18 protein-coding genes are annotated in these 12,810 nt (G+C 54.2%); all 18 read left to right on the top strand.

What is annotated here, in order from left to right; all coding sequences use genetic code 11:
• Window positions 1-11: 11 nt before the first annotated feature.
• The 18 genes from nifD to V5T82_RS15745 all read left to right on the top strand — a co-directional run bounded on the left by nifD (window position 12) and on the right by V5T82_RS15745 (window position 12,802).
• A complete protein-coding gene (nifD, locus tag V5T82_RS15830) occupies window positions 12-1,487 on the top strand; it encodes a nitrogenase molybdenum-iron protein alpha chain (protein WP_332896640.1) in 1,476 nt (491 codons plus the stop codon).
• Window positions 1,488-1,570: 83 nt separating this feature from the next.
• Window positions 1,571-3,142, top strand: coding sequence for a nitrogenase molybdenum-iron protein subunit beta (nifK, locus tag V5T82_RS15825; RefSeq protein ID WP_332896639.1), 1,572 nt, complete (start codon window positions 1,571-1,573; stop codon window positions 3,140-3,142).
• Window positions 3,143-3,213: 71 nt separating this feature from the next.
• Window positions 3,214-3,426: a putative nitrogen fixation protein NifT gene (gene nifT, locus V5T82_RS15820; protein ID WP_332896638.1), complete on the top strand. Its 213-nt coding sequence runs from the start codon at window positions 3,214-3,216 to the stop codon at window positions 3,424-3,426.
• A 45-nt stretch (window positions 3,427-3,471) separates the two neighbouring features.
• Window positions 3,472-3,669, top strand: a complete 198-nt coding sequence (locus V5T82_RS15815) for a 4Fe-4S binding protein (protein ID WP_332896637.1) — start codon at window positions 3,472-3,474, stop codon at window positions 3,667-3,669.
• Window positions 3,670-3,743: 74 nt separating this feature from the next.
• Window positions 3,744-4,439: a dinitrogenase iron-molybdenum cofactor biosynthesis protein gene (locus V5T82_RS15810; RefSeq protein ID WP_332896636.1), complete on the top strand. Its 696-nt coding sequence runs from the start codon at window positions 3,744-3,746 to the stop codon at window positions 4,437-4,439.
• A complete protein-coding gene (locus V5T82_RS15805) occupies window positions 4,436-4,699 on the top strand; it encodes a DUF6129 family protein (RefSeq protein ID WP_332896635.1) in 264 nt (87 codons plus the stop codon). The genes V5T82_RS15810 and V5T82_RS15805 overlap by 4 nt, the downstream gene beginning before the upstream one ends.
• Window positions 4,696-5,649 (top strand): hypothetical protein, encoded by a 954-nt coding sequence (locus V5T82_RS15800; RefSeq protein ID WP_332896634.1) that lies wholly within the window; start codon window positions 4,696-4,698, stop codon window positions 5,647-5,649. Before V5T82_RS15805 ends, V5T82_RS15800 begins: the two co-directional genes overlap by 4 nt.
• A 129-nt stretch (window positions 5,650-5,778) precedes the next feature.
• The gene (gene nifE / locus V5T82_RS15795) at window positions 5,779-7,167 is read left to right on the top strand and encodes a nitrogenase iron-molybdenum cofactor biosynthesis protein NifE (RefSeq protein WP_332896633.1); all 1,389 of its coding nucleotides are present in this window, start codon (window positions 5,779-5,781) and stop codon (window positions 7,165-7,167) included.
• A gap of 3 nt (window positions 7,168-7,170) precedes the next feature.
• On the top strand, window positions 7,171-8,586 hold the full coding sequence (gene nifN, locus V5T82_RS15790) for a nitrogenase iron-molybdenum cofactor biosynthesis protein NifN (protein ID WP_332896632.1): 1,416 nt from the start codon (window positions 7,171-7,173) through the stop codon (window positions 8,584-8,586).
• Window positions 8,543-9,022 carry a nitrogen fixation protein NifX gene (gene nifX, locus V5T82_RS15785; protein ID WP_332896631.1) on the top strand — a complete coding sequence of 160 codons (480 nt, stop codon included), beginning with the start codon at window positions 8,543-8,545 and terminating at the stop codon, window positions 9,020-9,022. The genes nifN and nifX overlap by 44 nt, the downstream gene beginning before the upstream one ends.
• The gene (locus V5T82_RS15780; RefSeq protein ID WP_332896630.1) at window positions 9,015-9,452 is read left to right on the top strand and encodes a SoxR reducing system RseC family protein; all 438 of its coding nucleotides are present in this window, start codon (window positions 9,015-9,017) and stop codon (window positions 9,450-9,452) included. Before nifX ends, V5T82_RS15780 begins: the two co-directional genes overlap by 8 nt.
• The gene (locus V5T82_RS15775; protein ID WP_332896629.1) at window positions 9,449-9,919 is read left to right on the top strand and encodes a NifX-associated nitrogen fixation protein; all 471 of its coding nucleotides are present in this window, start codon (window positions 9,449-9,451) and stop codon (window positions 9,917-9,919) included. The genes V5T82_RS15780 and V5T82_RS15775 overlap by 4 nt, the downstream gene beginning before the upstream one ends.
• 12 nt (window positions 9,920-9,931) lie before the next feature.
• Complete coding sequence (locus V5T82_RS15770; protein WP_332896628.1) at window positions 9,932-10,147, top strand: CCE_0567 family metalloprotein; 216 nt, start codon at window positions 9,932-9,934, stop codon at window positions 10,145-10,147.
• Window positions 10,148-10,174: 27 nt separating this feature from the next.
• Entirely contained in the window at window positions 10,175-10,498 is a 324-nt protein-coding gene (gene fdxB / locus V5T82_RS15765; RefSeq protein ID WP_332896627.1) for a ferredoxin III, nif-specific, read from the top strand.
• A 27-nt stretch (window positions 10,499-10,525) separates the two neighbouring features.
• A complete protein-coding gene (locus tag V5T82_RS15760; protein WP_332896626.1) occupies window positions 10,526-10,849 on the top strand; it encodes a (2Fe-2S) ferredoxin domain-containing protein in 324 nt (107 codons plus the stop codon).
• Window position 10,850: 1 nt separating this feature from the next.
• Window positions 10,851-11,276 (top strand): hypothetical protein, encoded by a 426-nt coding sequence (locus V5T82_RS15755; RefSeq protein ID WP_332896625.1) that lies wholly within the window; start codon window positions 10,851-10,853, stop codon window positions 11,274-11,276.
• A gap of 37 nt (window positions 11,277-11,313) precedes the next feature.
• Complete coding sequence (locus V5T82_RS15750; protein ID WP_332896624.1) at window positions 11,314-12,342, top strand: FAD:protein FMN transferase; 1,029 nt, start codon at window positions 11,314-11,316, stop codon at window positions 12,340-12,342.
• Between the two features lie 136 nt (window positions 12,343-12,478).
• Window positions 12,479-12,802, top strand: a complete 324-nt coding sequence (locus V5T82_RS15745) for a HesB/IscA family protein (RefSeq protein ID WP_332896623.1) — start codon at window positions 12,479-12,481, stop codon at window positions 12,800-12,802.
• Window positions 12,803-12,810 lie beyond the last annotated feature (8 nt).

Genomic DNA, 12,810 nt, shown 5'->3' with positions numbered 1-12,810 from the left:
AGGAGAAAGTCATGCCTGATATGACTCGCGAAGAAACCCAGGGCCTGATTGAAGAGGTTCTCGAGGTTTATCCCGAAAAAGCGAAAGACATTCGCGCAAAGCACCTGACGGTGAACGATCACGAAATCGAACAGTCCAAAAAATGCATCAAATCCAACCGTAAATCGGTTCCGGGCGCGATGACCATCCGTGGCTGTGCATACGCTGGTTCCAAAGGTGTGGTGTGGGGTCCGATTAAGGATATGATCCACATTTCCCACGGTCCGGTTGGCTGCGGCCAATACTCCCGTGCCGGTCGTCGTAACTACTATGTTGGCACCACCGGTGTGAACACCTACGGTACGATGAACTTCACGTCGGACTTCCAGGAAAAAGACATCGTGTTCGGTGGCGACAAAAAACTCGCCAAGTTGCTGGACGAAGTCGAAACCTTGTTCCCGCTGAACAAAGGCACCACGGTTCAATCCGAATGCCCCATCGGCCTGATCGGTGACGACATCGAAGCTGTTTCGAAAGAGCACGGCAAAAAAGTCGAAAAAACCGTTGTTCCGGTTCGCTGCGAAGGTTTCCGCGGTGTGTCCCAATCCTTGGGTCACCACATCGCCAACGACGCCGTTCGTGACTGGGCTTTGGACAAACGTGACGACGACGACACTTGGGAAGCTACCGATTATGACGTTGCCATCTTAGGCGATTACAACATCGGTGGTGACGCATGGGCTTCTCGTATTCTTCTCGAAGAAATGGGTCTGCGCGTTGTTGCTCAATGGTCCGGTGACGGTTCCATCTCTGAAATGGAATTGACGCCGAAGGTTAAACTGAACCTTCTGCACTGCTACCGTTCCATGAACTATATCTCCCGTCACATGGAAGAGAAGTACGGTATTCCTTGGATGGAATATAACTTCTTCGGTCCGACCAAAATTGAAGAAAGCCTGCGTGCTATCGCTGCTCACTTTGACGACAAAATCAAGGCTGGTGCTGAGAAGGTTATCGAAAAGTACAAAGCAGAATATCAATCTGTTATCGACAAGTATCGCCCCCGTTTGGAAGGCAAGAAAGTCATGTTGTACGTCGGTGGTCTGCGTCCGCGCCACGTGATCGGTGCTTACGAAGATCTGGGTATGGAAATCGTCGGTACGGGCTACGAGTTCGCACACAACGATGACTATGACCGCACCATTAAAGAAATGGGCAACGCAACGCTGATTTATGATGACGTCACTGGCTACGAATTCGAAGAGTTCGTCAAGAAAGTGAAGCCTGACCTGATCGGTTCTGGCGTGAAAGAAAAATACATCTTCCAAAAGATGGGCATTCCTTTCCGTCAAATGCACTCATGGGATTATTCCGGCCCGTATCACGGCTATGACGGCTTCGCCATCTTTGCCCGCGACATGGACATGACCTTGAACAACCCCTGCTGGGACACCTTGACTCCGCCTTGGAAGAAAGCCGGCACGGACGAGGCTCTGGCCGCTGAATAACCCCCCGAACGTTTCGTAAGGAACGCTCAAACATTCACCTTTAACCCGTTGTCACAGATTGGTGAGCGGGAGGAGGAAAGAAAATGTCACAAGTCGTAGAAGACATCAAACCGAGCTACCCTTTGTTTCGCGATGACGATTACAAAGAAAGCCTGAAAAACAAGAAAGACAGCTTTGAAGAGGCGCACGCCCCTGAAAAGATCGACGAAGTCTTTCAATGGACCACCACGGAAGAATACCAAGAGCTGAACTTCCAACGTGAAGCTCTGACCGTTAACCCGGCAAAAGCTTGCCAACCGTTGGGTTCCGTTCTGTGCGCCCTGGGTTTTGAAAAGACCCTGCCGTACGTTCACGGTTCGCAAGGTTGCGTCGCTTACTTCCGCACCTACTTCAACCGCCACTTCAAAGAGCCTGTTGCTTGTGTGTCCGATAGCATGACCGAAGACGCAGCTGTGTTCGGTGGCCAGAAGAACATGTTCGACGGTCTCGAAAACGCCAAAGCTCTGTACAAACCGGAAATGATCGCTGTTTCCACCACGTGCATGGCAGAGGTCATCGGTGATGACTTGAACGCTTTCATCGGCAACGCCAAGAAAGAAGGTCACATCGAACAAGAGTACCCGACTCCGTTCGCGCACACGCCGAGCTTCGTCGGTTCCCACACCACCGGTTGGGACAACATGTTCGAAGGCATTCAGCGTTACTTCACGCTGAACCACATGGACGACAAAGAAGTCGGTTCCAACGGCAAGATTAACATCGTACCGGGCTTTGAAACGTATCTTGGCAACTACCGTGTCATGAAACGCATGATGAGCGAAATGGGTGTTGATGCAACGCTTCTGTGCGATCCTTCCGAAGTTTTGGACACGCCGGCTGATGGTGAATACCGCATGTACGACGGTGGCACGACCATCGACGAAGTGAAAGATGCACCGAACGCCATTGACACGTTGTTCTTGCAAAAGTGGCAATCTGTTAAGTCCAAAAAGTTCACCAAGAACACTTGGAAACAGCCGGTTTCCGACATCGAAATTCCGATGGGCTTGGAAGGCACCGACGCTTTCTTGATGAAAGTCGCTGAGTTGACGGGCAAAGAAATCCCGGCCAGCTTGGAAAAAGAACGCGGTCGCTTGGTTGACATGATCACCGATAGCCACACGTGGTTGCACGGTAAGAAGTTCGCTCTCTACGGCGATGCTGATTATGTCTTGGGCATGACCAAGTTCTTGCTCGAACTGGGTGCTGAACCGACCGACGTGCTGGTCAACCACGCCAACAAGCGCTTCAAGAAAAATCTTGATAAAATCTTGTCGGACAGCCCGTACGGTCAAGACACCGAAGTTCACATTGGTAAAGATCTGTGGCACTTCCGTTCCTTGATGTTCACCAACAAGCCGGACTTCATGATCGGCAACAGCTACGGCAAATTCATCCAACGTGACACGCTTCACAAAGGTAAAGAATTTGAAGTTCCGCTGATCCGCATCGGCTTCCCGATCTTCGATCGTCACCACATGCACCGCATGACCACCATGGGCTACGAGGGTGCTATGTACATCCTCACGACCTTGGTCAACGCGGTTCTGGAACGTCTCGACGAAGAAACGCGCGGCATGGGTACCACGGACTACAACTACGACCTGGTTCGCTAAGGCCTTGGGGCGGCAGGGCATCAGCTCTGCCGCCCAACTGCCTTTTGAAACCTGGTGATAAGGAGTTTCCGATGCCCAGCGTTATGTTACGCAAGAACGAAAAAGGCGAACTGCTGTTCTACGTCGCCAAAAAAGACTTGGAAGACATCGTTGTCTCGGTCGAAACGGACACACCCGAAGCTTGGGGTGGTGAAGTTGAAATCGGCGAAGGCTCTAAGTGGTATGTAGATCCCATTAGTCCGCCCCCTACATTTCCAACGACGCTCAGGTTCAAACGCGCTTAAGCGAACCTGGGTTTTTGTGTTTTTAAATAAGAGGAGATTTCTCCCATGGCTGTTCAAATTGATTCCAACATCTGCACCGCTTGCGGCGACTGTGAACCGGTTTGCCCGACCAACGCAATTGTTCCGCACAAAGGTCTGTACACCGTGACGACCGACACTTGCACGGAATGCGACGGCGAAGCCGATATGCCCCAGTGCATTGACGTGTGCATGGAAGACGATTGCATCGTGTTCCTCGACTGATTGAGCCTGGCCGCCTCACTGTTTGGGGCGGCCTCTCATCCCCTAAAAAAACAAAACATCCTAGGAGCAATGATATGAGCGAAACAGAACTTACTCAGAATATGGCCCTGCGCATTGGCTTGGCTTCCAAGGCTCTCCCGGATGTTTCGCCTGCAGATATGTTGGGTATTGTCGGCGCAGCCGTAGGCTTGCCGCCCAGCGAAAAGAAAATTGCGGGTCTCAGCATTGAAAAATTGCGCACAGCTGACGGCGGCAAGCTTTTTGGTGCCCCGCGCGGTGCCTTGAAAGAAGCGCTGCTGATCCTCAAAGGCAAAGCCGGATCTGCGGATGTTGAGCTGCCTGAAACCACCCCTTATGAAGATGGCGACATGCCCGGATCAATCCGTGTGGCGGTTGCCTCCAATGGTGCAGAAGATATGGACGGTCATTTCGGATCGTGCTCGCGCTTTTTGGTCTACCAAGTGTCCAGCGAAGAAATTCGCTTGATTGATGTGCGCTTGACCGAAGACGACATCGAAGCCGATGACAAAAACAAATTCCGCGCAGACCTGATCAGCGATTGCCAAGTTCTGTTCATTGTGTCCATTGGCGGCCCCGCTGCGGCCAAGGTGGTGCGCCAAGACGTACACCCCATCAAAAAGCCCAACGGTGGCAAGGCACGCGAGGTTCTGGAAGAACTGTCCTCCGTCATCGGTTCCAATCCGCCGCCTTGGTTGGCAAAAGTCATGGGCGTGAGTGCGGAAGAACGCGCAAGGATCCAAAGCTCATGATCGAAGACAAAGTCCTAGACGACATTATGGCTATGGCCGACGAGCTGGGTGGTGAAGCGGACTGCATCAAAGAGATGCGCCCCAAATGGCCGGACTTGCACTTCACCCATTGCTTCGAAGACGAGCTGTGCCTGGAAGAGCCTGTGCGCGAGGGCGAAAAAGCCAACGTATATGTGGTGGACGGCTCCGAGCATTGTCTCAAAATCACCAAGTATCCTGAATCCGCTACCGGCGTTTTGATTGCGGAGCTGAGCGAATGAACGCGGCACTGCCCCCCGAACCGCTTGAAAAGCTAGAGCGTGAAATCTCTAACACCCGTCCGCAGCCGGGGCACGGCGAGCTGGTGCAAGTGTTGAGCACGGTTTTTCCGGACCGTGAATGGGAACTGGTCTCATCGCGCAAAGGTTGGCACCGGGTGGGTGGTGTTGTCGATGCCCAAGGCAATCGCATTTCCGACAACTTGTTGGCTTGGATCGAACATGAAGGCGCGGACGATCTGATGGATCTGTTCATCCGCCACGAAGACGATGGCCTGCTCGCCACCAAAATGTGCGGCACCACGCATTATCTGACGGCCAAAACGGGGGATGAGCCTTGGGACTTCATCCAAGTCGAAGTCAATGAACTACGCGAAATTACCGACCGTGTTCTGTTCGATCCTGAAAATCCGCCCGACGCGGTGGAAGACTTGTTGAGCCCCGACGAGCCGGTCAAAGTCGATCCGACGTCTCTGGGTGCTGCGATTTATGAATTGCGCCAGACTTGGGACATTGCGGAAGCCTATAACGATATGCGCGAAGGCAGCTACGGCGGCTCTTTGTTCACGTTGCGCTTTTTCGAAGATTGGCTGGCGTCCAGCGCGGCGTCTCGCAAGTTCATGCGGCGCTTTGTTCTGAAGATGTCGATTTTTAAAGACCGCTTTGGCGAACGCCGCTTGCAAGCCACCCCGGTCAGCACCGCTAAAGAAGGCCTGCCGCCGCTCCCGAATATGGCGGAGCGTGGGGTCGATTTGCACAACTTCTTGTTAGCCTATGACCGTGCGGCAGGATACCCCATGGCGTGGTATTTCTGCATGGTCGCGGGCTTGGACAAGAACTTGGAAGGGGTCGCCCGCGCGGTCTATGAAGACGTCACCGGGCCTTACGACTACCTGCCTGAACGCGATGTAAAGGTCTTGAAGGGCTGGATTGAGGACAACTACACCTTCTAGGCTGTTTGTTGTCTTTGTCGCAAAGGTGACAATTCTGAAAATGGGAAAGGTTCACAATATCAACATGTTAAGTGTTGGTACAAGAGTTGCAAAGCTGAGCCCAGCAACAGCAACAAAGTGGACGGAAAAATGAAGCCACAAGACATCGCCGAACTTCTAGACGAACCTGCTTGTGGTCACAACCACAAGGAAAAGTCCGGTTGTGCTCGGCCCAAACCGGGTGCTGCAGCGGGCGGGTGCTCGTTTGACGGGGCTCAAATCGCGCTTTTACCCATCGCCGACGTGGCTCATGTGGTGCACGGGGCGATCGCTTGTGCAGGGTCCAGTTGGGACAACCGCGGCACGCGCTCTTCGGGACCGAAGATGTGGCGTGTGGGCATGACCACGGACCTCACCGAACAAGACATTATTATGGGCCGCAGTGAAAAGCGCCTGTTCCACTCCATTAAACAAGCCGTCGAAGGTCACAACCCGGCGGCTGTGTTTGTCTACAACACCTGCATTCCTGCCCTCATCGGTGACGATGTGGACGCCATCTGCAAAGAAGCCGCAGAACGTTGGGGGGTTCCGGTCATTCCGGTGGACGGCGCAGGCTTTTACGGCACCAAGAACTTAGGTAACCGCATCGCGGGCGAGGCCATGGTCAAACATGTCATCGGCACCCGCGAACCGGATCCGGTTCCTGATCACCTGCAACGCGACGGCATCCAAGTTCACGACATTACGCTGGTCGGTGAATACAACATTGCCGGCGAACTCTGGCATGTTACGCCCATCTTGGATGAGCTGGGCCTGCGCATCTTGGGCTCGCTGTCTGGCGACACACGCTTTTCCGAGGTGCAGACCATGCACCGCGCCGAAGTCAACATGATGGTGTGCTCCAAAGCCATGATCAATGTGGCGCGCAAGCTGGAAGACACCTATGGCACGCCATGGTTCGAAGGCAGCTTCTACGGAACGTCTGACATGAACATGGCGCTGCGCAAATTTGCCGAGATCATCGGTGATGATGATTTGAGTGCGCGCACAGAAGCTCTGATCGAACGCGAAGAAAAACGTTTGGACGAACGCTTGGAACCCTGGCGCGAACGCCTCAAAGGCAAACGCGTGTTGCTCTATACGGGCGGTGTGAAGTCGTGGTCCATTGTGGCTGCACTTCAAGACCTTGGTCTGGAAGTGGTCGCGACGGGCACCAAAAAATCTACCGAAGAAGACAAGGCGCGCATCCGCGATCTCATGGGCGAAGAGGCCGTGATGATCGAAGACGGCAATCCGCGCAAATTGTTGGACACGGTTGCCGAACTCAAAGCCGACATCTTGATTGCCGGTGGTCGCAACATGTACACGGCTTTGAAAGCCCGCGTGCCGTTCTTGGACATCAACCAAGAACGCGAATTCGCTTACGCCGGTTATGAAGGCATGGTCGAGTTGGCACGCCAGCTTGCTCTGTCTTTGGAAAACCCGGTGTGGGATGCGGTGCGCAAGCCCGCCCCCTGGGATTTGGAAGGGGAGGCTTAAGTTATGGTTGAGTTGATCAAACGCAAAAAAGCACTGTCCGTCCAACCGTTGAAATCCAGCCAAACCATTGGTGCGGCGCTGGTGTTCCTCGGCCTTGACCGGGCGATCCCCATGTTGCATGGCTCACAAGGCTGCACGGCGTTCGGTAAAGTCTTTTTCGTGCGTCACTTCCGCGAACCGATTCCGCTGCAAACCACGGCGATGGATCAGGTGTCCACGGTTATGGGCTCTGAAGACAACGTTGTCGAAGGCTTGGCGACCATTTGCGAAAAGTCGAAACCGGCCATCATCGGCCTGCCGACCACCGGGCTTTCGGAAACCCAAGGCTCCGACATTCGCTTGGCCATTGCTGAGTTCCGTAAAAAGCATCCCGCATACGACGACATCCCTGTCATTCCCATTGACACCCCGGACTTCACCGGGTGTTTCGAAAGCGGTTATGCCAAGGCCGTCGATGCTGTCATTGATGCGTTGGTTCAGCCCGTGTCAGAAAAGGTTGAAAACCGCGTCAACATCTTGGTGGGCGCGCACCTGACGCCTGGCGATATTGAAGAGATCAAAGATATTGTTGAGATGTTCGGTCTTGACCCGGTTGTCATTCCGGACATTTCCGGCAGTCTCGACGGGCATTTGCCAGAAACGGATTTCAACCCGTTGACGACGGGCGGAACGGACATCGCCGATATTCGTTCGGCAGGCAGCGCCCAGGCGACCATCGTCATCGGTGCGTCTTTGGCACCTGCTGCGGATCGCCTAAAAGAACGCACGGGTGTTGAAGACTTTCGCTTCGATCACCTGATGGGCATCGATTTAATGGACGAATTCGTTGCCGCACTGATGAAGATCAGTGGCAACGCCGCACCCAAAAAGCTGATGCGTCAACGCGCGCAGTTGCAAGACGCCATGTTGGACGCACATTTTTCCATCGGCCAAGCGCGCATTGCCATTGCTGCCGATCCCGATTTGCTCAAAACCTTGGCCGACTGGGTTACGGGCTTGGGCGCAGAAGTCATCGCCGCCGTGGCACCCGCTGCGGCCAATGTCTTGAAGGCTTTGCCTTGCGACACCGTCAAAGTTGGCGACTTGGAAGATTTGGAACAGTTATCGAGCGAGGGGGAGGTCGAATTGCTTTTGGGCAATTCGCACTGTGTGCAGTCAGCAGGACGCTTAGGTGTTCCGCTGCTGCGTGCAGGATTTCCGCAGTTCGACATTCTGGGCGGGTTCCGCAAAACATGGATGGGTTACGCGGGCACGCGCGATGCGTTCTTTGATCTGGGCAACTTGATGCTGTCCACGCACAAAGGCGAAGTCGAACCCTATGCCTCCACTTACGCACAGCACACCTATGGCCAATCTGAAGAAGGAGACGGAAGCCATGCCCATAGCTCGGCATCTCCGGGTTCTGGACTCAGCCATTGAGGAGGACGCCATGCCCGGTGCTTTGAAAATCGCATTTGCGTCTACCGATCGCCGCCATGTGGATCAGCACTTCGGCTCGGCCAAGTCGTTCGTCATGTATGACGTGGACATGGACAACGCCACCATCACCGACGCGGTTGAATTTGGCGAGCTGTCCCAGGATGGCAACGAAGACAAGCTGGAAGCGAAGATAGAGGCTTTGTCGACGTGCTCTGCCGTTTATGTGCAAGCCATCGGCGGCTCCGCCATATCCAAGCTGGCTCGCATTGGTGTGCAGCCCATGAAGGTTGCGCCCAATACGCCGATCAATCAGTTGGTGGGTCAGCTGCAAGACGAAATTCGCCAAGGCCCTAGTGCCTGGATCGCCCGTGCGTTGGACGGTGAAAAAGACGCCACCCGTTTTGACGCCATGGAGGACGAAGGTTGGGATGAGTGAAGAGCGCATCAGCTCCGTTACGGCCACCGTCGTCGAAGATAAAGACGGCGGTTTGGTGTTGAACGTGCCGCGTCGATCGGCCTGCAAAAGCTGTTCGAAAACGGATGGCTGCGGCATGTCTTTGCTGGGTGGTCTCACCGCCACGCAGAGCATGAAGATGGAATTAAAACCCGGCGTGGCCCAAGTGGGCGACACGTTGGAACTGGGCTGCAGCCAAGACGGTTTGGTGAAGGCCGCATTTATTGCTTACGCCCCGCCCGCACTGGGCTTGGTGATTGGTGCGTCGACTGCGGCCCTGAACGGTGCAGGCGATGGCGTCCAGGCCCTTGGTGCGCTGGGCGGATTGATTATTGGTTTGTTGTGTACACGCGGGCTGGCGGCGAAAAGCCGTCTGCCGAAAATGCATATTCTCAAAGGAGCAAGTTCATGAGCGAAGATTTTGTGATCGACCCGAAAGATCCGGTCTTGGATACAGATTTTGTTAAAGAAATGGTTCGCCAAATCCGCGCCACAGATAGCTACGGCGTTTATGACACGGCAGCCGACATTGAAATTTTGGACCCGCTGATTATGACCAAGGAACGCAAACGCGAAATTCCCATCGTCGGCGATCCGGACGAAGAAACCTTGGCACGGGTCAAAGCGTTCTACAACGCCATTGCCGCCCAAACCGAAGCCGAGTGCGGCAAAATGGCGGTGCCCATGATCAACATCTCCCACGAAGGGTTTGGGCGCGCCATCATTACCGTTGGCAAGCTTGTGGTGATGGATAAGTCCTTGCGCGATGTGCACCGTTTTGGCTTTGCCACGCTGTCGAAAATGAAAGACGAAGCCGACAAGCTTTTGTCCGTGGCAACGGGCATCGTCGGCTCACACCCTGAAGTCGCAGGTATGTAAGAGGAAAGACCGATGACTGACGATGAAATGAAGGCCATAAAAAAGGCCGAACGCAGAGCAAAACGCATTGCATCCGAAAAAGCGATGGAACTCCACGATCTGGTGGAGGACCGCCTGCCCGCAGCCTTTGAAGAGCTGCCGCAAATCGCCCAAGACACCTATGACGCTTGTAAAGCATGGCAAGACGCCGCAGCGGCTTTGAAAGCCGCAGAAGACGCGTCAGCCTAAACACACACCTGACGAGAGGATCAGACAATGGCTTTTATTACTGGAATTACCCGTGGCGGCACCGAGTTCACACCTGAGTTCGTCACGGAATTGAACCAAGCAAACTGCATCGGTTGCGGTCGTTGCTTCAAAACCTGCCCGCGCGATGTGTTCGACTTGGTCGATCGCGAAGACTTGGATCTGGACGACGATTTAGACGATGACGATTGGGATGACGATGATGACGGTTTCTCCGATGACACTGCCATGGTCATGTCTTTGAAAGACCCCATGGACTGCATCGGTTGCAAAGCCTGCATCAAGGTTTGCCCCAAAGCCTGCATGTCCCACGCCCCCCAAGAACCTGCCTAAGATAGAAGATAAGAAGAAGGAAAGAATATGCCCCGTCCTGATAAACACGTTTTTGTTTGCGTGCAATCTCGTCCCGAAGGCCACCCGCGTGGGTCTTGTGCATCCGCCAATTCCCCGGCTGTCATGGACGCATTTTTGGCGGCGTTCCAAGAACACGATCTGTGGGGTGTACACAAGCTGTCATCCTCCAGCTGTATCGGCCCGTGCTTTACCGGCCCCAGTGTCTTGGTCTACCCCGAAGGCGTGATGTATTTGAAGGTTCAGCCCTCTGACGTGGGTGAAATCGTCGAAAAGCACATCAAAGGCGGCGAAGTCGTCGAACGTCTGCAGGCTCCGGAAGACATTTGGTAAGATGCCCGCTCCCGCTCGACTGATTTTGGTTCACAAGCAACGCACCAGCGCGCGAATCCGCTTTTTGCGGTTCGCCGATGGTGTGGTTGCGCCTGACGCGTTTCCCAAACTTTCCCAAGTGTTGGGAGAAGATGAAGATTTTCGCGACAGTGATGTTGTCGTTCATCCGGCTATGGCGGTGAACCAGGTGGTGGGGAAACTGGGGCTGTCCAAGGACGATATCGAACTGGAAACGGATTTCAGTTCGTTCGTGGACACGCCCGAAGGTGTCTCTGCCATCTATCTGGGGCGGATTACCACCATGGACCCGCCCTTTGAAGCCGCTGAAAAAGTTGGTGGTGAATTCATCGCCATCACTGATGGGCGCGACTTGCCGCCCAGCGAATTGGAGCTTTTGCGCCGCGCCTATCAATGCGTCATGGAATGACTTTGCCTTTGGCAGCATTCTTTGTCATGGTTGCCCCATGAAACGTCTTGTTACCCTTATTGTTCTCATCTTCGTCACGGCTTGCTCTGACCAACCGGCTGAGTACAAAGAAACACGTTATGTCTTCGGCACATTGGTGGAATTCATCATCCGTGGCGCCGACGAAGACTTAGCCAAACACGCCATCACCGAAGTTGACCGCGATTTTCAACGCATGCACAAGGACTGGCACGCGTGGAAGCCGGGCGGTGAACTGTACGACATCAACCGCGCCATGGACCAGGGTGAAACCGTAGAGGTCTCAGACTTCGTGCTGCCGTTGCTTCTTCAAGGTCAGCAGTATGAGGTCATGAGCGGCGGTCTGTTTAATCCCGCCATCGGCAAGCTGATTGACGCTTGGGGTTTTCACGCAGACGAACTGCCCACGGGCTCGTTGCCGGATTTTGATCAGATCAAGAGGCTGGCGTCACGCCAAGCGTCCATGTTGGACATCATGGTCGAAGGCAACCAGGTTTCCACCATCAACCGAACCGTGTCGTTCGACTTTGGCGGTTTTGGCAAGGGTGTGGCCTTGGACATGGCGGTGGAAAAGCTTAAGTCCTTGGGCATTCAAAACGCCATTGTGAACGCGGGTGGCGATTTAAATACCATCGGCAAACCTGGCGAACGCTTGTGGACTGTCGGCATTCGCGATCCGCGTGACTGGGGCGTGATTGCATCCGTTGAGCTGACCGGGGGGGAGAACCTCTATACCTCCGGTAATTACGAACGCTTTCGTATGTCCGAAGGCGTGAAATACGCGCACATCATTGATCCGCGCACGGGCATGCCGGTGGAGCATACGGCTTCGGCCAGTGTCGTTCACGAAAATGGTGCGCTGGCGGACGCAGCAGCGACGGCTTTGGTCGTCGCGGGGCCACAAGAGTGGGAAAAAGTCGTCGAAAGCATGGGGCTCAAATACGCCATGATCGTCGATACCGAAGGCCGTGTGTTCATCACTCCAGCCATGAAGGACCGTGTGACGTTTGAAACGGACAAAAAGCTGGACATTTTAGAGGGGCGCTAATGTTCTTTGTCGCACATGCGACAAAGCTCCCTCGATCCAATTCATTGAAATTGAACGACTTTAAACTGGCATGCTAATTGCTCCTTCTTTGGGCAGAAGCGTCTGAAGGCGCCAACCCGAACAAATAGGAGTCAACATGTTAGAGCTTACGGAAAACGCCCAAAATGCCCTGTCCAAAGTGATTTCCGGGTCCGAAAAGGACATCAAGGGATTGCGCATTCAAGTCAGCAGCGGTGGCTGTTCCGGTTTTCAATACGCCTTGAGCTTGGAAGAAGAAGCCCCCGAAGGCGACACCGTCATCGAAGCGGGCGCGCTGTCCGTTTTTGTGAACCCCGAAAACGCTCAATATCTCGAAGGCGTCACCATCGATTTCACCGAAAGCGTCGAGGGTGCTGGTTTCACCTTCAACAATCCGAACGCCAAGCAGTCCTGCGGCTGCGGCAAATCTTTCTGTGCTTAAGCAATCAA

This window comes from Magnetovibrio sp. PR-2 (assembly GCF_036689815.1).
Lineage (GTDB): Bacteria > Pseudomonadota > Alphaproteobacteria > Rhodospirillales > Magnetovibrionaceae > Magnetovibrio.
This window is presented reverse-complemented; position numbering and strand designations above follow the sequence as displayed.